At 69.1% G+C, this 18,941-nt stretch carries 21 protein-coding genes; 10 read left to right on the top strand and 11 right to left on the bottom strand.

Features of this window, described 5'->3' with window-relative positions; genetic code table 11:
• Position 1 precedes the first annotated feature (1 nt).
• Entirely contained in the window at positions 2-595 is a 594-nt protein-coding gene (locus QE360_RS09595) for an N-acetyltransferase (protein WP_307100568.1), read from the top strand.
• Here the strand turns inward: QE360_RS09595 and QE360_RS09590 are convergent.
• Both QE360_RS09590 and QE360_RS09585 read right to left on the bottom strand, forming a co-directional pair.
• Positions 585-1,313 carry a hypothetical protein gene (locus QE360_RS09590; protein ID WP_309701087.1) on the bottom strand — a complete coding sequence of 243 codons (729 nt, stop codon included), beginning with the start codon at positions 1,311-1,313 and terminating at the stop codon, positions 585-587. The genes QE360_RS09595 and QE360_RS09590 overlap by 11 nt on opposite strands.
• An 11-nt stretch (positions 1,314-1,324) precedes the next feature.
• Complete coding sequence (locus QE360_RS09585; RefSeq protein WP_309701085.1) at positions 1,325-2,176, bottom strand: hypothetical protein; 852 nt, start codon at positions 2,174-2,176, stop codon at positions 1,325-1,327.
• 172 nt (positions 2,177-2,348) lie between these two features.
• Between QE360_RS09585 and lipB the strand changes: the two genes are divergently transcribed.
• The 4 genes from lipB (at position 2,349) to QE360_RS09565 (ending at position 6,355) form a co-directional block, all read left to right on the top strand.
• The gene (gene lipB, locus QE360_RS09580) at positions 2,349-3,020 is read left to right on the top strand and encodes a lipoyl(octanoyl) transferase LipB (RefSeq protein WP_373424647.1); all 672 of its coding nucleotides are present in this window, start codon (positions 2,349-2,351) and stop codon (positions 3,018-3,020) included.
• 90 nt (positions 3,021-3,110) lie between these two features.
• Positions 3,111-3,377 (top strand): hypothetical protein, encoded by a 267-nt coding sequence (locus QE360_RS09575; protein ID WP_307100572.1) that lies wholly within the window; start codon positions 3,111-3,113, stop codon positions 3,375-3,377.
• A 246-nt stretch (positions 3,378-3,623) separates the two neighbouring features.
• Positions 3,624-4,331 (top strand): hypothetical protein, encoded by a 708-nt coding sequence (locus QE360_RS09570; RefSeq protein WP_307100574.1) that lies wholly within the window; start codon positions 3,624-3,626, stop codon positions 4,329-4,331.
• A 161-nt stretch (positions 4,332-4,492) separates the two neighbouring features.
• Entirely contained in the window at positions 4,493-6,355 is a 1,863-nt protein-coding gene (locus QE360_RS09565) for an ABC-F family ATP-binding cassette domain-containing protein (protein ID WP_309701083.1), read from the top strand.
• Between the two features lie 251 nt (positions 6,356-6,606).
• On the opposite strand, the gene QE360_RS09560 is transcribed toward QE360_RS09565, so the two are convergent.
• Positions 6,607-6,885, bottom strand: coding sequence for a DUF3297 family protein (locus tag QE360_RS09560; protein ID WP_309701081.1), 279 nt, complete (start codon positions 6,883-6,885; stop codon positions 6,607-6,609).
• A gap of 76 nt (positions 6,886-6,961) precedes the next feature.
• On the bottom strand, positions 6,962-7,342 hold the full coding sequence (locus QE360_RS09555; RefSeq protein WP_307100580.1) for a hypothetical protein: 381 nt from the start codon (positions 7,340-7,342) through the stop codon (positions 6,962-6,964).
• Between the two features lie 140 nt (positions 7,343-7,482).
• On the opposite strand from QE360_RS09555, the gene QE360_RS09550 reads away from it, so the two are divergent.
• A complete protein-coding gene (locus QE360_RS09550) occupies positions 7,483-7,884 on the top strand; it encodes an EVE domain-containing protein (protein WP_309704125.1) in 402 nt (133 codons plus the stop codon).
• 263 nt (positions 7,885-8,147) lie between these two features.
• On the opposite strand, the gene QE360_RS09545 is transcribed toward QE360_RS09550, so the two are convergent.
• From QE360_RS09545 to QE360_RS09530, 4 genes are all read right to left on the bottom strand, one after another.
• Positions 8,148-8,966, bottom strand: coding sequence for a shikimate 5-dehydrogenase (locus QE360_RS09545; protein WP_309701078.1), 819 nt, complete (start codon positions 8,964-8,966; stop codon positions 8,148-8,150).
• Positions 8,967-9,054: 88 nt separating this feature from the next.
• The gene (locus tag QE360_RS09540) at positions 9,055-10,122 is read right to left on the bottom strand and encodes a sialidase family protein (RefSeq protein ID WP_309701076.1); all 1,068 of its coding nucleotides are present in this window, start codon (positions 10,120-10,122) and stop codon (positions 9,055-9,057) included.
• Between the two features lie 45 nt (positions 10,123-10,167).
• Positions 10,168-11,208 carry a nitronate monooxygenase gene (locus QE360_RS09535; RefSeq protein ID WP_309701073.1) on the bottom strand — a complete coding sequence of 347 codons (1,041 nt, stop codon included), beginning with the start codon at positions 11,206-11,208 and terminating at the stop codon, positions 10,168-10,170.
• A gap of 7 nt (positions 11,209-11,215) precedes the next feature.
• Positions 11,216-11,923, bottom strand: coding sequence for a cytochrome c family protein (locus tag QE360_RS09530; protein WP_309701071.1), 708 nt, complete (start codon positions 11,921-11,923; stop codon positions 11,216-11,218).
• A 117-nt stretch (positions 11,924-12,040) separates the two neighbouring features.
• Here QE360_RS09530 and QE360_RS09525 point away from each other — a divergent pair, with 117 nt between their 5' ends.
• Positions 12,041-12,931: a prephenate dehydratase gene (locus tag QE360_RS09525; protein WP_309701069.1), complete on the top strand. Its 891-nt coding sequence runs from the start codon at positions 12,041-12,043 to the stop codon at positions 12,929-12,931.
• Between the two features lie 370 nt (positions 12,932-13,301).
• Here the strand turns inward: QE360_RS09525 and nudC are convergent, their stop codons facing one another.
• The 3 genes from nudC to mutY are packed head-to-tail and all read right to left on the bottom strand — an operon-like array spanning position 13,302 to position 16,530.
• Entirely contained in the window at positions 13,302-14,156 is an 855-nt protein-coding gene (gene nudC, locus QE360_RS09520) for an NAD(+) diphosphatase (protein WP_309701066.1), read from the bottom strand.
• Positions 14,153-15,472 (bottom strand): serine hydrolase domain-containing protein, encoded by a 1,320-nt coding sequence (locus QE360_RS09515; protein ID WP_405052678.1) that lies wholly within the window; start codon positions 15,470-15,472, stop codon positions 14,153-14,155. Before QE360_RS09515 ends, nudC begins: the two co-directional genes overlap by 4 nt.
• A gap of 8 nt (positions 15,473-15,480) precedes the next feature.
• Positions 15,481-16,530, bottom strand: a complete 1,050-nt coding sequence (mutY, locus tag QE360_RS09510; RefSeq protein WP_309701062.1) for an A/G-specific adenine glycosylase — start codon at positions 16,528-16,530, stop codon at positions 15,481-15,483.
• 26 nt (positions 16,531-16,556) lie between these two features.
• Here mutY and QE360_RS09505 point away from each other — a divergent pair, with 26 nt between their 5' ends.
• From QE360_RS09505 to QE360_RS09495, 3 genes are read left to right on the top strand one after another with little or no spacing between them, the layout of a single operon-like run.
• Positions 16,557-17,072 (top strand): DUF721 domain-containing protein, encoded by a 516-nt coding sequence (locus QE360_RS09505; RefSeq protein ID WP_307100596.1) that lies wholly within the window; start codon positions 16,557-16,559, stop codon positions 17,070-17,072.
• Entirely contained in the window at positions 17,072-17,767 is a 696-nt protein-coding gene (locus QE360_RS09500) for a thioredoxin domain-containing protein (protein WP_309701057.1), read from the top strand. The genes QE360_RS09505 and QE360_RS09500 overlap by 1 nt, the downstream gene beginning before the upstream one ends.
• A 28-nt stretch (positions 17,768-17,795) precedes the next feature.
• The gene (locus tag QE360_RS09495; RefSeq protein ID WP_309701055.1) at positions 17,796-18,533 is read left to right on the top strand and encodes a thioredoxin domain-containing protein; all 738 of its coding nucleotides are present in this window, start codon (positions 17,796-17,798) and stop codon (positions 18,531-18,533) included.
• The last annotated feature ends 408 nt before the right edge of the window (positions 18,534-18,941 follow it).

Raw genomic sequence — 18,941 nt, 5'->3', positions numbered from 1 at the left:
CATGGCGCTGATCCCCGTCGATCCCGGCGAGATCGCCACCATCGTCACCACGCTGGAGATGCGCGAGCGCCCGCGCCCGCGCCCGATGCTCGCCTCGCCGCTGCGGCTGACCGCCTGGGCCCGGCCCGACCCCGCCAAATACCGGGCGCTGTTCGCGCGGGTCGGCGCGCCGTGGCTGTGGTTCTCGCGGCTGGTGATGGACGATGCGATGCTGACCGGGATCATCCACGACCCCGCCGTCTCGGTCTTCGCGGTCATCGACCGGATGGGGATCGAGGTCGGGTTGCTCGAACTCGACCATCGCCAGACGGGCGCGTGCGAGATCGGCTATTTCGGGCTGATCCCCGAACTGGCGGGGCATGGCCATGGCCGCTGGCTGATGGCGCAGGCGATGCTGCGCGCCTGGACGCCGGGGGTGGAGCGGGTCTGGGTGCATACCTGCACGCTCGACCATCCCTCGGCGCTGAGCTTCTACCGCAAGCAGGGATTCACCCCGATCGGGCGCGCGATCGAGACCTTTCCCGATCCCCGCGCGCTGGGACTGCTGCCCGAGGATGCCGCGCCACAGATCCCGCGCCTGGGGATCAGCGGCTGACCAGTCGGCGATAGGCGGCGAGCGCGATCAGCGCCTGGGCCACCCCGGACGCCAGCGCCACCGCCGCCGCCCCGGTCTGGAGCAGCGCGATCGCGACCGGATTGCCGCCGCTGCCCTGCACCGTGTCGATCAGCAGGATGAAGGGCTGGCCCAGGATCATCCCGCCCAGATAGGTGCAGGAGGCCAGCGCCGCCATCGGCAGCCCGACGCCCCGCGTCAGCGCGAACGAGCGGGCCAGCGCCGCCAGCGCGGGCATCCGCCGCTCGGCCAGCAGGATCGGCCCGACCAGCAGCAACCGCCCCGCGACATACAGCCCCGGCAGGATGTAGAGCAGCATTCCCGCCCCCACCGGCAACGCCACCAGGATCATCGCGAGCAGGAAGCGCGGCGCGATCCGCAGGCTGACGTTCAGCGCCTGCCCCACCGTCAACCGGCCGCCGCCCAGATGCAGCGCCAGCAGCGCCGCAGTGCCGATCAGCCCGATCGCATAGGTCGCGAAATACCAGCCGCCATATTGCCCCGCCCAGTTGCCCACCGAATCGACCCAGGCCATCGCCCGCGCCGCGCCGTCCGCCGCGTCCTCCTCGGGCAGCGGCGGCGCAGGCACCAGCAGGCCGAGCGCGAGCGTCGGCAGGAACAGGAAGGGCGCGGCCAGCCGCAGCGAAAGGTCGGCATTCCGGCGGAACAGGCCCCAGGCGTCCCGCAGCGCAGCCATCATGTCGAACGTCATCACAGCGACGGCGTGCCGTCCTCCGTGGCCGGACCGGCGGGATGCTCGGCCGCCGTCGCGACATAGAGCCGGGCGACGAAGACATAGGCCAGCGTCATGAAGGCGGCGGTGACGATCGACCCCAGCACCCCGACCAGCCCCAGCACGATCCCCGGCCGGTCGGGCCCGAGCGCCAGCCGCAGGACGGCGCCGGTCACCCCCTGCACCGCCAGCGTGGTGACGAACAGGACGATCAGGAACAGCAGCGAGACGCCGATCAATCGCCAGGTCATTCCACGCGTCAACGTCAGCGACCGGCGATAGGCGCCCAGCCCCCGCCGCTCGTTCAGGACCACCGCATAAAGGGGCATGAACCGCACGCCGATCCACACCGCGACCAGGGCCAGGGCCAGGATGTAGAGCCCCAGAATCGCACCCAGCCCCGAGGGGATGGGCGGCATCAGCGCCGGATTGCCATTGGCGGCCACCGCCTGCGCGAAGTCGAAGCCCGAGGCGCCCAGCAGGACCATGGGAATGAGGATCGCGACCATGAACGCCAGGCCCAGCACCAATGCCACGCCCAGCGCCGCCGGGAATCGCCGCAAGCCGGCACGCGCCGCATCGGCCTGGGTGGTTGCGGGATGGGTGGCCAGCGCCATGATCGCCAGCTGCGCCCAGATGCCCAGCAGCGCGCCCAGGATCGTCGATACCATCATCAGGCCGCCATGCGGCACGCTGCCTGCGGGGACGAGCAGGAGCTGGACCAGGACCGGGACCACGAACCCGATCGCGGCGAAGGGGACCAGCATCCCGGCCCTGCCCGCCAGCACCTGTTGCGTGCTGTCCCACACCGATCCGATCCTGACGGTCATCTTGCTTCCCTTTGCCCCGTCATGCGGCCGACTTGTCCGGCGTCATCCGTCATGAACACGACTCCTGCCTAACCGATTGCCGGACGGGACGCCATCGGTCGCGTTGGCCCGCCGCCCCCTTCCCGGCGGAACGCTTGCATCGCCGCCGCCCCGGGCGCAGATAGCGCGCATCGTGACCGATCTTCCCGCCTTTTCCGATATCGAATGGCGCATCAGCGCCGGGCTCACCCCCTATGACCAGTCGCTTGCCGAGATGGAGGCGCGCGCCGCCGCGGTGGCGGCGGGCGAGGCGCGCGAGCTGGTCTGGCTGCTCGAACATCCCCCCGTCTATACGGCCGGGACCAGCGCCGATCCGGCCGAGCTGGTCGATCCGCGCTTTCCGGTGCACCAGACCGGGCGCGGCGGCAAATATACCTATCACGGGCCCGGACAGCGGACCGGCTATCTGGTGCTGGACCTGACCAAGCGCGGCCGCGACGTGCGGCAATTCGTCCATGCGCTGGAGGACTGGCTGATCGCCGCGCTCGCCCGGCTGGGGGTGAATGCCTTCAGCGTGGACGGGCGCGTCGGCATCTGGACCCGCGACGGCGGGCCGGAGGCCAAGATCGGCGCGATCGGGGTGCGCGTGCGCCGCTGGGTCACGCTGCACGGGTTCGCGGTCAATATCGCGCCCGACCTGTCCCATTTCGGCGGCATCGTCCCCTGCGGCCTGCCGGAGTTCCCGGTGACCAGTCTTTTTGCGTTGAATGGCACCAAGTCATTGGAAACCTTTGACGAGGCGCTTGCGTTCAGCTTTCCGGCTTTCCTCAAGACCCTTGATCCGGTCCGACAAAACGAGGCTTGAGGACCAGGCGGTATCCGATTAATGTCCACCCCGATTTGGGTAATAGGGCCAGCAAGCCGTTCCAAATCCTTATTATCAAGGGAGCTTCCAATGCGTGCAATCATCTCCAAGGTCCTGACGGGCTCGATCATCGCCGGCGCGGCGCTCGCGGTTTCGGCTTGCGGCTCGAAGACCGAGAACACCACCGACGCGAACATGACCACCGAAATGAACGCTTCGGAAGGCATGGACACCACCACCGACAACATGACCGCCGTCGACGGCGCCATGAACGGTGGCGTGATGGCCAACGACACCATGTCGAACGACATGATGATGGCCAACGACACGATGACCAACGCGTCGAACGCGATGTAATCATCGCCAGGATCATTCCTGACGACAGGGGCCGTCCGGGCGACCGGGCGGCCCTTTTCATGGGTGCGCCAGCCCGCACCAGAGAGTGTCGGCGCCGCCGCCAACACCGCGATTTCGCTGCCTTTCCGTAACGACCGATCGCATCCGACAATCGACGCGACCCCGTGATTTCCATTTGGGTCGGCCCCCAAAAAGCGTTATGTTTCGGGACGCTCGAAAGCCCTACGGGGGAAGGATCGGAACACAATGAAGGTGGTGCGTACCGCGCTGGTCGCCGGCGTGGCTTTTTGGGGGATGGGTGCCGCGGCACCCGCATCGGCACAATTCTTCCTGCAGCCCTATAATTTCCAGGGAAAGCCCGTTCAGGGCGACGAACCCGGCATCGGCCAGCCGCTGCCCGGCGCGACCCCGGCCGAGCTGCGCGCGGGGCTGCTCTGGAACATGCGCGCCGCGCTCAACGTCGCCGCGCTGCAATGCCAGTTCGAGCCGACGCTGGCCACGGTCGCCAATTACAATGCGATCCTGAAGGATCATGAGGGCGAGCTGAAGGGCGCGTTCGACACGCTCGGCGCCTATTTCAAGCGCAAGAACAAGACCGTGAAGGAAGGCCAGAACGCGCTCGACCAGTTCGGCACGCGCACCTATGCCAGCTTCTCCTCGGTGTCGGGCCAGCTGGGCTTCTGCCAGACGGCCAGCTCGATCCTGCATCAGGCGGTCTTCACCCCGCGCGGCCATCTGGGCGAGCTGGCGGTCGACCGGATGCAAGAACTGCGCAACAGCCTGGTCCCTTATGGCGAGCAGCGCTTCCCACGCTATATCGGCCGCGAGCATGTCGCCGTGACCATGCCGCGCCTCGACGCGCTGTGCTGGAACAAGCGCGCCGAATGGGTCGTCAAGAAGTGCGGGCCGCAGAACTGGCCGCCCGCCGGCGCGACCAACCTCGCCGCGCGCTGAACCTTACACCTCCCCGACACGGGGAGGTTGCAGGCCGAAGGCCTGACGGAGGGGTTTCCCCGGCGGCGAGGCAGAGCCGATCTCGCCAGCCGGGACACCCCTCCACCATGTTTCGCATGGTCCCCCTCCCCTTTCGCGCCGGAATTTGCTACGCGCGCGCCATGCTCAATCTGAATGGCATCACCGTGCGCCTGGGCGGCCGCACGATCCTCGACGGTGCATCCGCCGCGCTCCCCCCCGGCAGCCGGGTCGGCCTGATCGGCCGCAACGGCGCGGGCAAGTCGACGCTCGTCCGCGTGATCGCGGGCCAGCTGGAGGCCGATGACGGCGCCTGCGAAATGCCCAAGGGTGCGCGGCTCGGCTATATCGCGCAGGAAGCGCCCGACGGCACCGCCACCCCGTTCGAGACGGTGCTGGCCGCCGATGTCGAACGCGCCGAGCTGATGGAGCGCAGCGAGACCGAGAGCGATCCCGAAAAGCTGGGCGACATCTATGAGCGGCTGATCGCGATCGACGCCTATACCGCGCCCGCGCGCGCCTCCAGCATCCTCCAGGGCCTGGGGTTCGACGAGGCGATGCAGGCGCGCCCGCTGTCCAGCTATTCGGGCGGGTGGAAGATGCGCGTGGCGCTCGCCGCCCTGCTCTTCTCGGCGCCCGACGTGCTGCTGCTCGACGAACCGTCGAACCACCTCGACCTCGAAGCGGTGATGTGGCTGGAGGATTTCCTCAAATCCTATCGCGCGACGATCCTGCTGGTCAGCCATGAGCGCGACTTCCTCAACAATGTCGTCGACCATATCCTGCACCTGCAGGGCGGCAAGGTGACGCTCTACCCCGGCGGTTACGATTCGTTCGAGCGCCAGCGCGCCGAGCGGATGGCGCAGCTCGCCGCCGCCAAGGCGAATCAGGAGGCGCAGCGCGCCAAGCTGCAGGATTATATCGCGCGCAACTCGGCCCGCGCCTCGACCGCCAAACAGGCGCAGAGCCGCGCCAAGATGCTGTCCAAGATGCAGCCGATCGCCGAGATGGCGAACGACCCCTCGCTGTCCTTCGACTTCCCCGATCCCGACCAGCTGCGCCCGCCGCTGATCACGCTGGACCTCGCCAGTGTCGGCTATGCGGAGACGCCGATCCTGAAGCGGCTGAACCTGCGCATCGACCCGGACGACCGGATCGCGCTCTTGGGCCGCAACGGCAACGGCAAGACGACGCTGGCCCGCCTGCTCGCCGCGCAGCTGACGCCGATGGAAGGCGACATGAATTCGTCGGGCAAGATGCGCGTCGGCTATTTCACCCAATATCAGGTCGAGGAACTCGACACCGACGATACCGCGCTGGAGCATATGACGCGCATCATGCGCGGCGCGACCCCGGCGGCGGTGCGCGCGCAGCTAGGCCGGTTCGGCTTTTCGGGCGACAAGGCGACGACGAAGGTCGGCAAGCTGTCGGGCGGCGAGCGCGCCCGGCTCGCGCTGGCGCTCATCACCCGCGACGCGCCGCACATGCTGATCCTCGACGAACCGACCAACCACCTCGATGTCGACGCGCGCGAGGCGCTGGTCCAGGCGCTCAACATGTACAAGGGCACGGTCGTGCTGGTCAGCCATGACCGCCACATGCTGGAGATGACCGCCGACCGGCTGGTGCTGGTCGACAACGGCACCGCGAAGGAATTCGACGGGTCGCTGGACGATTATATCGCCTTCGTCCTGAAGGGTGATGCGGGCCAGGGCGATGCCGCGTCCAAGGCGGACCGCGCGGCCAGCAAGAAGGCCTCGGCCGAGCAGCGCGAACGCTTCAACGCGATGAAGAAGACGCTGCGTGGCATCGAGGACGAGATGGCCAAGCTGACCCGCGAGCGCGATGCGCTGGACAAGGCGATGAACGACCCGGCCTCGGCCGAACCGCGCCATGCCAGGCTGTCGATGGGCGAACTGAACAAGCGCCGCGCCGAAGTGGTCGAGAAACTCGCCGATGCCGAGGCGCGCTGGATGGAGGCGGGCGAGGCGATGGAGGCGGCTTGAGCCCGGCCCTCCGTTCGCGTTAAGCGAAGTTGAAATGCGGCAGGGGATTCCCTTGGGCTTCGACTTCGCTCAGCCTGAACGGGGGATGGGGAGCAGATGGCCCATAACGCAGGCCCGTTCCCCGGCGAAGGCCGGGGCCCAGTTACAACGAAGTAGATGGCGCGCTACCCGACGAGTGGGAGGCAACTACACCCCACCATCGAAGGCACCCAGCAACCGTACCCCGGCCTTCGCCGGGGTACGGCCGGAAATCAGCCCTCGTCCGAACCCTCGGCGGCGTCTTCGCCAGCGGCCGGATTCTCGATCCACGCCTCGACCTCGCCGGTCAGCTTCAGGGTCAGCGGGCGGCCATGGCGGTCGACCTTCTTGCCCAGCGCGACGCGGATCCAGCCTTCGGAAATGCAATATTCCTCGACGTCGCGGCGCTCGGCGCCCTTGAAGCGGATGCCAACGCCCCGCTGCAGCAGGTCCTGGTCGAAATAGGGGCTGTCCGGGTTGGTGGACAGGCGATCGGGAACGGTATCGGTCATGTCCGCGCCTTAACGCCGAGACGGGCTCGCTGCCAAGAAAAAGCGGCGCCGGAATGATCCGACGCCGCCCTTGGACTTAGTTGCAGACCCGCACCTGGACGTTGCGGCCCCAATAGGGGTCCCAGCGCCAGTCGTTCCAGCAACGCGGCCGGTAATCCTGATATTCATAGACCACCGCCGGGGGCGGCGGCGCATAATAGGGATCATAGCCGCGATCGTAATAATAACCGCGATCGACATAGCGCGGCCGGTTGCTGCTGGCGATCGCAGCCCCGACGCCCAGGCCGAGGATGCCGCCGAGCAACGCGCCCGCCACCGCATCGCCGCCGCGATCCCGGTTGTAATAGCCGCCACCCCAGCCACGACCCCAACGCTGCGCCTCGGCGGGTGCCGCTGCGGTCAGCGCGGTCGCGGCCAAGGCGACGCCCAACCCCACTTTCTTCAAAACTCCGTTCATACCGAACCTCCGATACTGATACGCCCGGTCCGCTGATGGCAAAACGCGCCGCTGGCGTCGGTGTTGCGTTCCCTGCCATCATCGGGCTGAATGGACATGGAATGCGGCGTTTAGTCGCGGTTCAGGAGCGCGATACGACCATGGCCCATTGGCTGCTGAAATCGGAGGCGGACAGCTATGGCTGGGACGATCTGGTCCGCGACGGCGCGACCGAATGGGACGGCGTACGCAACGCCGCCGCCGCCGGGCATCTGCGCGCCATGGCGGTGGGCGACTCGGCGATCTTCTATCACAGCGGCAAGGACAAGGCGGCGGTGGGGATCGTCACCGTCACCCGCGCCGCGCGCGCCGATGGCGAGGATGGACGCTGGGTCTCGGTCCAGGTCGCGCCCGACCGGCCGCTGCCACGCCCCGTCACGCTGGCGGCGATGAAGGCGGAGGCCAGGCTGGCCGACCTGCCGATGCTGCGCCAGTCCCGCCTCTCCGTCTCGCCGGTGGGTGAGACCGAATGGGCGGTGTTGATGGCGATGGGCGGAATCTAGGGCGGGTCGACGCTCACGATTGCGTCTTCTTCCCCTCTCCCCTGGAAAGGGGAGAGGGTTAGCGAAGCTTGCCAGCCTGCTGGCTAGCGCAGCTTGGGTGAGGGGTTGCGCGAGCCTGTAGGCTCGCGCGCTCGCTTCGCGAGCGCCCACCCCTCACCCAGCTCCGACTAGGCCTTTGCTCCCGCAAAGGCCTAGTCTGCGCAACCCTCTCCCCTCAGCGAGGGGCGAGGGAAGGATAAGGCATCGCTGAATGTCGATCGGCCCTAGCCCAGGCTGCGGGCATAGGCGGCCGCCTCGGCCACCTGATCGGGGGTGGGACGCAGGCCGGTATAGAGGACGAACTGTTCCAGCGCCTGGATGGTCGCGACCTCGGTGCCGGTGACGATTCGCTTGCCCAGCGCCCGGGCGGTCTTCAGGAACCGCGTCTCGGGCGGATATTGCACCACGTCGAAGGCGATCTCCGCCCCAGCGATCATCGCCTCGGGAAAGGCCAGGTCATCCTCATTGCCGCCGGTCATGCCGATCGGCGTGACGTTGATGAGCAGCGGCGCGCCCTCACCCAATTCGCTCGCCCAGCCAAAGCCGTAAAGCTCGGCCAGCCCCCGCCCCGCGGCTTCGTTGCGCGCGACGATGGTGCCGTGGGTGAAACCCGAATCGCGCAGCGCGGCCGCCACCGCCTTGGCCATGCCGCCCGATCCGCGCAGCACGAACGGCGTCACGCGATCGATATCGGCGACCAGCTCGACGACGGCGGCATAGTCGGTATTATATCCGGTCAGCCGCCCGCCATCGTTGACGATCGTGTTGACGCTGTCGATCGCCGCCGCCGACCCGGCCAGCCCGTCGAGCATCGGGATCACCGCTTCCTTGAACGGCATCGAGATCGCACAGCCCCGAATGTCCAGCGCACGAATCCCCCCGACCGCCGCCGCCAGATCGGTGGTGCTGAACGACTTGTAGACATAGTCGAGCCCGGTCAGCTCATAGAGCCGGTTGTGGAAGCGCGATCCGAAATTGCCGGGCCGCGCCGACAGCGACATGCACAGCCGCGTATCGCGACCGATGGGGGGCTTTGTGGTCATCGCGACGGTGTAGCGGGGTGCGGCGCGTGTGGCACCCCCTTGTTGATTTCGCGGCCGATTCCCGTGGCCTTCGACGGGCCTCCCTCCCTTACTTGAGCCGCCTAGGATCGATCACGACATGCCGGATATGCTGCCGGTTCCAGGTATAGGTCACATGGACCAGCCCGTCGCGCGTCTGGATCACCGCCGGATAGGCATAGCCATCGGGCATCGGCTTGCTCTCCAGCGTCAGCGCGTTGTGCCAGCGCACTCCGTCATCGGACAGCCCGATATTGATCGGCCAGCGCGGCCCGTCGCCCGGCGTATCGGGGGCGTGTGCGCTGTGGTTATAGACGATCAGCTGCCGCCCGTCGGCCAGCGTCACCGCATCGGTGCCCGCATTGGGGTTGGGCAGGTCGATGGCCGCGATCGGCGACCAGGTGACGCCATTGTCGCGCGACCAGCTCTGCGCCAGCGCGCCCTGCCGCGTCCGCGCGATCAGTTCCAGGCGACCGTCCGGGTGGAAGAGGATGCTGGGCTGGATCGCCTCGATATGCATGGGGCTGGCGATGCGCGGGCCCACCGTCCAGCTCTTGCCCCGGTCGGTGCTGCGCTCGATCCGCAGCGACCAGATATTGGCCTCGGCATTCCCCTCCTCGCGGCTGGACGGAGCGATCCAGCTGCCATCGGCGGCGATCACCGGCTTGTTCTTGATCGGCCCCAGCACGCCCTCGGGCAGCGGCTCTGGGCGGGTCCAGGTGCGGCCGCCATCGGTCGAGCGAATCACCATGCCCCACCATTCGCGCGGGTTCGGACCCACCTTGTAGAACAGCTGGAGCGCGCCGCCCGGCGGCTGGAACAGCACCGGGTTCCAGGTCGGATAGCGTTTGCCGTCCGGGCTGACGCCATCGGCGACCGGCACCGGCGCGGCCCAGCCCTTTGCCCCCCGGCGCGCGAACCAGATGCGGACATCGGGGCGGCTCTCGCCCGACCCGGCGAACCAGGCGGCGGCCAGCGTGCCGTCGGGAAGCTGGACGATCGTAGAGGCATGCGCCTGCGGATAGGGGGCGGCGGCATCGACGAACTCGGACAGCAGGATCGGCGAGCGGCTCTCCGCTGCGGGCAGGGGCGCGGCCGCGACCAGCGCGGGGGCCGCCATCCAAAGCGCGATTCTCACAAACTGTCCCTTTCCGATGCCTGCAATCGTCGGCGCGGATAGACGCTATCGCCGTATCTCGCCAGCGATCGTGCGGACCAGCGTGCCCGCCGGCAGGGCGCGGGCCAGCGGAGCCCCCTGCCCGGCCCATTGCGCGCCATAGCCATGCTCGCCCTTCGCGCGGGCAGCGGCGTTCAGCGCCTTTCCGGCGTCATAGGCCCGCGGATAATCGGGCGGCGCGGCCGACAAGGTCTCGCCCAGCGCGGTGAAGCGATTGGGCAGGCAGCGCGCGGGCCGCCCGGATATGGCGCGGGTCATGACGCTATGCGCCGCTCCGGGGCCGCTCAGCGCCGCGCGATAGGCGTCGTCCGCCGCGCTTTCCGGACAGGCGATGAAGGCGGTGCCCAGCTGCGCCGCCACCGCGCCCAGCGCCAGCGCCGCCGACACGCCCGCCCCGTCCATGATCCCGCCCGCCGCGATGACCGGCAGGCGCGTCCGCACCACCAGCAACCGGGTCAGCGCCAGCGTCCCCAGCCGGTCGTCGGGCGCATCCGGGTCGAAGACGCCGCGGTGCCCGCCCGCTTCATAGCCTTGCGCGACCAGCGCATCGATGCCCGCACGCTCGGCGGCCCGCGCCTCCGCCAGCGAGGTGACGCTCGCCAGCAACCGGCAGCCAACGCCTTTCAGCGCCGTGATCCGGTCGGCGCCGGGCAGGCCGAAGTGAAAGCTGACCACCGAGGGGCGCGTCGCGACCAGCAGGGCCAGCATCGCGTCATCCTCGGCAAAGCTGGCATAGATGGTGCGCAGGGCCAGCGGCGGGGCGGCGTCCTGTTCGGCGAAGGCGGGCCGCAACGCCTCGCGCCAGGCCGCCTCCCGCTCGGGATCGGGGCGAGGCGGCGCATGGACGAAGAGATTGACGTTGAAAGGGCGCGGCGTTCGGCCCCGCGTCTCGGCGATCATGGCGGCGGCACCGGCGGCATCGCTCGCCCCCAGGGCGACCGCGCCGAGCCCGCCCGCCTCCCCGACCGCCGCCGCCATGGCGGGCGTCGACACCCCCGCCATCGGCGCTTGCAGGATCGGCGGATCGAGGCTCAGACCGGGCAGCATTCCCCGGTCAGCGCGGCGCCTTGGCCCCCTCCACCGCCGCCTGCGGATCGACCGAGGGCGCGCCCCGCGCGGGCGTGCCGGTATTGGCGATCGACCCGGTATCGCCGCGCGGATCCTCCTCGACCCGGTTGACCGCCGCATCGGCGCCGTTGGCGGGGGCGTCGCTGGCCGCCGGTTCCTTGGCGGCCGGCGCGGCGGGCAGCGGCAGGTTCGATCCCTGCTGGTTGAGATAGAGGATCACGTTCGCGCGGTCCTGCGGATTGGACAGCCCGGCGAAGGTCATCTTGGTGCCGGGCGCGAATTTGCGCGGGGACGTCAGCCACGCGTTCATCTTGTCCCAGTCCCATGTGCCGCCGACCGCCTTCAGCGCATCGGAGAAGGCGAAGCCCGCCTTGCCCTGCGCGATGGCCTCTCCCATGGTGGCATAGAGGTTGGGACCGATGCCGTTCGCGCCGCCCTGGTTGATCGTGTGGCAGGCGGCGCATTTCTTGAAGACTTCGGCGCCCTTGGCCGCATCGGCGGTCGGCAGCAGCGAGGCGATCGGCACCTCGGCGGCGCCCCCGCCCGATCCCTCGGCCTCGACGCCCTCGATCGCATAGCCCATTTTCTCGGGGCGCTCGTCATGGAAGATCATGCCGCCGACGATCGAAAGGCCCAATGCGACGCCTGCCGCGCCCAGCACCCATCCCGCGATCGTATTGGTCTTTAGGTCCATCGCTTTTCGCTGCCCCGCCAATATCTCTCCTGAACGCAGACCTTAGGTGCGGCTTTCGCGGACGGCAAGTTTTGCTTCCCTTGATCGCATGGCGCCCGCGCTTTAGGCCGCTGGCCCATGGAAAATTATGCCGCCCCCGCCCGCCCGATCGTCGCGGCGATGACCGAGGCCGCGCTGGCCGAACCCGCGCGCGCGGTCGCCTTTCAAGGTGCGCCGGGCGCCAACAGCCATGTCGCGGCGGTGGAGGCCTTTCCGGACGGCCTGCCGCTGCCCTGTTTCGACTTTGCCGACGCGCTGGATGCGGTGAAGAGCGGCAAGGCCGACCGCGCGATCATCCCGATCGAGAATTCGCTGCACGGACGCGTCGCCGACATCCATTTCCTGCTGCCCGAATCCGGGCTGGCGATCGTCGGCGAGCATTTCCTGTCGATCCGCCACGCCCTGATGGCGACGGGCGGCCGCGACGGGCTGGTCGAGGCGATGAGCCATCCGCAGGCGCTGGGCCAGTGCCGCCACTGGCTGCGCGCGCATGGGATTCGCCCGATCGCCTATGCCGACACGGCGGGCGCAGCGGCGCGGGTGGCGGAGATGGGCGACGCCAGCATCGCCGCGCTCGCCCCGCCGCGCGCCGCCGAGTTGTACGGCCTGAACCTGCTGGCCGAGGATGTTTCGGACGGCGACCGCAACATGACCCGCTTCGTGGTGCTGGCGCGCGGCGGCCAGCCGCCGGTGGGCGACGGTCCGTGGATGACCAGCCTGATCTTCGAGGTGAAGAACATCCCCGCCGCGCTCTACAAGGCGATGGGCGGCTTTGCGACCAACGGCGTCAACATGACCAAGCTGGAAAGCTATCAGCGCGGCGGCAGCTTCGCGGCGACCGAATTCTATTGCGACGTGGTCGGCAAGCCGGGCGACCCCGCCTTCGATCGCGCGATCGAGGAACTGGGCTTCCACAGCAAATGGATGCGGGTGCTGGGCACCTACGCCCAGGCACGCCAGCGCGGCTGAAACCCTCCCCGTACCGGGGAGGGAGGCCGCCACGAAGCGGTGGCGAAGGGGGATGGCGGCCAACGAGCGCCGATCGACATTTCCTTCCCTCGCCCCTCGCAGAGGGGAGAGGGTTGCGCAGACTTGGCCTTTGCGAGAGCAAAGGCTTAGTCGTAGCTGGGTGAGGGGTGGGCGCTCGCTTGGCGAGCGCGCGAGCCTTTGGGCTCGCTCAACCCCTCACCCAAGCTGCGCTAGCCAGCAGGCTGGCAAGCTTCGCTAACCCTCTCCCCTGGCCAGGGGAGAGGGAAGAAAATGTCGATCCGCCCTAAACCGCTTGCCGAAGCCCCCCGTCAGGCCTTCGGTCTGCCACCTCCCCATGCCGGGAGGAGGATTATCGGGCCCACGCCTCCAGCAGCGTATGCGCGATGGCATAAGTGGGCGGCACGCCGAACCTGGACGCATCCCCCGCCAGCGCGGCGCGCACCTCGTCCCGCGACACCCAGATCGCGTCCTCCAGCTCGGTCGTGTCGATCGCCAGCCGGTCGTCCAGCGCCGTCGCGACACAGGCGATCATCAGCGACGAGGGGAAGGGCCAGGGCTGGCTGGCGATATAGCGGACGTCGCGCACCCGCACGCCCGCTTCCTCGAACAGCTCGCGCGCGACCGCTTCCTCGATCGATTCGCCGGGTTCCAGAAACCCCGCCAGCGCCGAATAGCGCCCCGGCGGAAAGGCGGGCTGGCGGCCGAGCAGCGCGCGACCGTCATGCTCGGCGATCATGATGACCACCGGGTCGACTCGCGGGAAATGCTCGGTGCCGCACGTCGGACAGCGCCGTCCCCAGCCCGCGCGGAACGGCGCGGTCGCCGCGCCGCAGCGCGCGCAAAAGCCGTGCCGGGTATGCCAATCGAGCACCGAGCGCGCCGCCGCATAGGTCGCCGCCTCGCCCGCCGCCAGCGCGTGGAGCGCCGCGATCATCTCGACCGAGCGCCCAACGGCCGGTTCCGCCACCAGCCGCGCGAAATGCGGCACGCCGTCCTCGATGCCCAGCAGGACATGATCCTCCGGCCGGGCGTCGGGGGCGATGGCGGTCCAGCCCAGGCGCCCCTCGGCCATGACCGGCTGATATTCGTTCAGGATCAGCAGCCGTGCCGCCGGATCGGCCAGCGCCGCCGCGAAACCCGGTTCGTCATGACGCAGCGGATCGGCGCGGTCGAGTCGCCCGCCGGTAAAGCCGAGTCCCTTCATCGACGCGGCACCCCCAGATCCTGGTACAAGGCCGCCGCCAGATCGCGCCGCAGCGGATAGCGGTCCGCCGGGAAGTAATTGACCATGACGGTCCCGCGCATGTGGCGGCTGGGGTCGACAAAGGCGATGGTGCCCGCCGCCCCGCCCCAGCCATAGGTGCCCTTGCCCGGCCCGCCCGGCGTATCGGCCAGCGTCACCGACCCGCCCGCGCCGAAGCCGGTCGGCACCTCGCCCGCGCTGCCCCCGGTCGTGCCCGAAACCGAGCCATAGGTGACGCCCGGCGGCAGCAGGTTCGACATGGCCAGCTTGACCGTCTCGGCCTTCATCACGCGGACGCCGTCCACCTCCCCGCCATTCTGGAGCATCTGGAGGAACCGGTCATAGTCGCGCGCCGACATGACCAGCCCTGCCCCGCCATAGGGAAAGCTGGGCGGCTGGCGAAAGACCGAGCCCGCCGCCGGATCGAGCGGCACCAGCCGGTCGCCGATGAAGGTGTAATTCGTCGCCAGCCGGTTCGCCGCCGAGGCCGGGACCTGCCAATAGCTGGACGTCATCCCGAGCGGGGCGAACAGCCGCGTCTGGACGAACCGCTCGAACGGCATGCCCGATACCTTCTCGACCACGGCCGCCAGCACGTCGAGACCGATCGAATAGCTCCATTTGGTCCCCGGCTCGGCGATCAGCGGCAGGGTCGCGACGCGCTCGGCGAATTGCTGGAGGCTGGCGGGGCGGGTCGGCCGCACCTTCGCCTCGACCTGCGCATTGGCTGCGAAGGGCACGATGCCGAGCCGCTCATATTCCTGAAGCAGCGGCCCCTTCGTGACGATGCTGTATCCCAGCCCCGCCGTATGGGTCATCAGGTTGCGGATGGTGATCGGCCGGGTCGCAGGCCGGGTTTCCAGCGACTGCTCCGGGTCGGTCAGCACCCGCATCCGCGCATAGGCCGGATAGATGTCGGACAGCGGCTGGTCGAGCTTCAGCCGCCCCTCCTCGATCAGCATCATCGCGGCCATCGCGGTGATCGGCTTGGTCATCGAATAGACCCGCCACAGCGTGTCCGGCCCGGCGGCGGGTGCGTTCGGCTCCAGGCCGGTCCGCCCTGCCGAGACGAAGACGGTCGGCTGTCCCTGCATCCCCAGCGCGGCGACGATGCCGGGCATCTTGCCGGTGCGGACATAGCTGTCGAACAGGGCCTGGGTCGCGGGCAGCCAGGTCGCCGCCGCCATCGATGCGCGGGGCGGTGCCGCGAGCTGGGCCGGAGCGGCGGTCGCCAGCAGGGTCATCGCCACCCCGCCCGTCATCATCATTCGGCGCATCATCGGCATCAGGTCCTTTTCAACAGATCGGCCGCCCGCGCGAACAGCGTGGGGAGCCCGGCGGTTCCCAGATCGGCGACCGGCCACCATTCCCCCGCCGCCGCGTCCTCGGGCCGCCCTTCGCTCCGGGCGAGCGCGAGTTCCAGCTCGAAATGGGTGAAGCCATGCACGACCGTCTTGTTCAGCATCGTCCATGGCCCCTTGCCCGGTGCCTCGGCCAGACCCGGCCGTTCGTCGCTCCATGGCCCGGTCGGCAGCGCGCGCATGCCGCCCAGCATCCCCTTGTCCGGGCGGCGGACCAGCCAGACCCGCCCTTCCTGCTCGATCCAGAAGACGGTGCCGTGACGATAGGGACGTTTTTTCTTGGGCGCCTTGGCGGGAAGCGTCTCGGCAATCCCTTGCGCGCGGGCATCGCAATCGACCGCCAGGGGGCAGAGCAGGCATTGCGGCTTCTTCACCGTGCAGATCGCGGAGCCCAGGTCCATCATCGCCTGCGCGAAGTCGCCCGCGCGGGCTTCGGGGGTGATTCGGTCGGTCGCGGCGCGGATCGCGGGCCGCGCGGCGGGCAGCGGCGTTTCGATCGCGAACAGCCGGGCGACGACACGCTCGACATTGGCATCGACCACCACCGCGCGCTCGCCGAACGCGATCGCCGCCACCGCCGCCGCCGTATAGGCCCCGAGTCCCGGCAGGTCGCGAAGCGCCGCCTCCGTCGCCGGGAAACGCCCGCCATGCTCCGCCACGACCGCCCGCGCGGCCTTCACCAGATTGCGCGCACGGGCATAATAGCCCAGCCCCGCCCAGGCGGCCATGATGTCCTCGTCGGGCGCGGCGGCCAGGCTGGCGACGTCGGGCCAGCGTTCGACCCAGGCGGTGAAGCGCGGCGCGACCGCCGCCACCGTCGTCTGTTGCAGCATCACCTCCGACAGCCAGACCCGGTACGGATCGGGCGTCTCCCCCGGCTTGCTGCGCCAGGGCAGGTCGCGGGCATGACGGTCATACCAGGCGAGCAGCCGGGCGGCAGGATTGTCGGGCGATGATGAAGGCTTGGCGTGCACCGGCCCGCTATGGCATGGAGCGCGACATGAGCAAGCGCGTCCGCGCCCCCCAGGAGCCGCCCCCCCGTTCCAACCGCCCCCGCGCGGTGTCCGAACTGCTGCCCGCCATCGGCGGCGCGGCCTTTCGTCGTTTCGGCTTCGTGCAGAGCGCGATCGTCAGCCGCTGGCCCGATATCGTCGGCCCGCGCCTGTCGACCGCCAGCGCGCCCGAATCGATCCGCTTTCCGCAGGGCGAGAAGCAGAATGGCGTGCTGACCCTGGTCGTGCGCGGGGCCCATGCCCCGATGATGCAGCATATCGCGCCCGAGATCATCGAGCGGGTGAACCGCTTCTTCGGCTATCCGGCGGTCGCGCGGTTGCAGATCCGGCAGGGCGAGCTGCCGATGGGCGCGCCCCGCCGCCCCGCCCGCCCCAAGCCCCAGCCGGTGCCGCCGGAAATGGGCGACGGCCTGCGCCAGATCGCCGACCCGGAGCTTCGCGCGGTGCTCGAATCGCTGGCCGCGGGCGTCGCGGCGACGCGCGGCATTCCCAAGGTATCGTGATGCGCCTTTTCCTGTCGCTGGCCGCGCTCGGCCTTTCGCTTTCCGCCACCAGCGCCGTCGAGGCGGCCCAGGCGCAGCGCAAGACCGACTGGACGACCCATATCACCCAGACGCCGACGGGCGCCTATGTCATCGGCAATCCGGCGGCGCGGGTGAAGCTGGTCGAATATGTCAGCTATACCTGCCCGCATTGCGCCGCCTTCATCAACAGCTCGGGCGCGGTGCTGAAGGGGCAGATGGTCCGGTCGGGCTCGACCAGCATCGAGCTGCGCCATTACATCTTCAACCGGATCGACCTGGCGGCCGCGCTGATCGCGCGGTGCGGCGGCGCGGCGAAATTCGCCGGGCTGACCGACACGCTGTTCGCGCAGCAAAAGACGTGGCTGGCGCGCGGCATGGAGTTCGAACAGGCCAATGGCCAGCGGATCGGCATGTATCCGGCGGCGGCGCAGATGCGCGCGATCGCCGATGGCGCGGGGCTGACCGAGATCGGCCGGAGCGCCGGGCTGACCGACGCGCAGATCACCGCCTGCCTGTCGGATCGCGCCGCCACCGACCGGATCGTCGCGATGACCAGCTCTGCCCCCAAGACCCTGGAGGGCACGCCCGGCTTCTTCATCAACGGCCGCCAAGCGACGGGTGTCTTCACCTGGGAGCGCCTGTTGTCGCTGTTGCGCGCGGCCGGCGCCCGCTGATCCCCCTTTTCTCTCGGAGCATTTGTCGATGAAGTCTCGTCTCCTCCTTCTCGCCCTGCCTCTCGCGCTGGCCGCCTGCGGTGGCGGCGGCGACGCCAACAATAGCGCCCCCGCCGCCTCGCCGGTCGCGGCGGTCCCCGCGCCTGCGGGCAAGGACTGGACCCAGGTCGTCAGCAAGACCGGCGAAGGCTTCGTAATGGGCAACCCCAATGCCCCGATCAAGCTGGTCGAATATGGCTCGCGCCTGTGCCCCGCCTGCGGCGCCTTTGCGCGCGAAGGCTATGAGCCGCTGACGAACGATTACGTCAAGTCGGGCAAGGTCAGCTGGGAATTCCGCGAATTCCTGATCCACGGCGCGCCCGACCTGCCGCCCGCGCTGCTCGGCATCTGCGCGGGCGAGGCGACCTTCTTCCCGATCCTGGAACAGATGTACCAGTCGCAGCAGGGCTTCAACGACAAGCTCCAGGCGATGAGCCCCGAGCAGCAAAAGGCCTTGCAGAACGCCAAGCCGGTCGACGTGATCAAGGCGCTGGCCGACCAGATGGACCTGATCAATTTCGTCAAGCAGCGCGGCATCCCCGAAGCCAAGGCGCGCGCCTGCCTCAGCAACATGCTGGAGATCGACCGCCTGACCAAGCAGACCCAGGATCGCGGGGCCGACGGCACGGTGACGGGCACCCCGACCTTCATCCTGAACGGCAAGCCGCTTCAGGGCGCGATCACCTGGAAGGACGTCCAGGCCGCGCTGAAGAACGCGGGCGCGTAAGCGCGGCATTCGCGGTTCGTGAAGGGCGGTCGGGCGAAGGCTCGACCGCCCTTTTTCGTCTCCACGCCTCCTGTTCCTCGGCGAAGGCCGGGGCCCAGTCGCCCCATCGTCGCTGGCGCGCGGACGGCTTCATGGGAGGCGTTTGCGACGCGTCGGTTTTAGCCTCCCACGCGACGCCTGGAGCCATCTCGATCGCATCGTAACTGGGCCCCGGCCTTCGCCGGGGAACGGGGCCTTTCAATGGCTCTCCCCCACCCCGTTCGCACTGAGCCAAGCCGAAGTGCATGCCCCGCCATCTCCGGGAGGGGATCCCATGGCCTTCGACTACGCTCAGGCTGAACGGAGGGAAGGATGTGGGATCGCGCCGACACTCCCCACCCCCCGTTCGCACTGAGCGAAGTCGAAGTG

The organism is Sphingomonas sp. SORGH_AS_0789, from assembly GCF_031453055.1.
GTDB lineage: Bacteria > Pseudomonadota > Alphaproteobacteria > Sphingomonadales > Sphingomonadaceae > Sphingomonas.
This window is presented reverse-complemented; position numbering and strand designations above follow the sequence as displayed.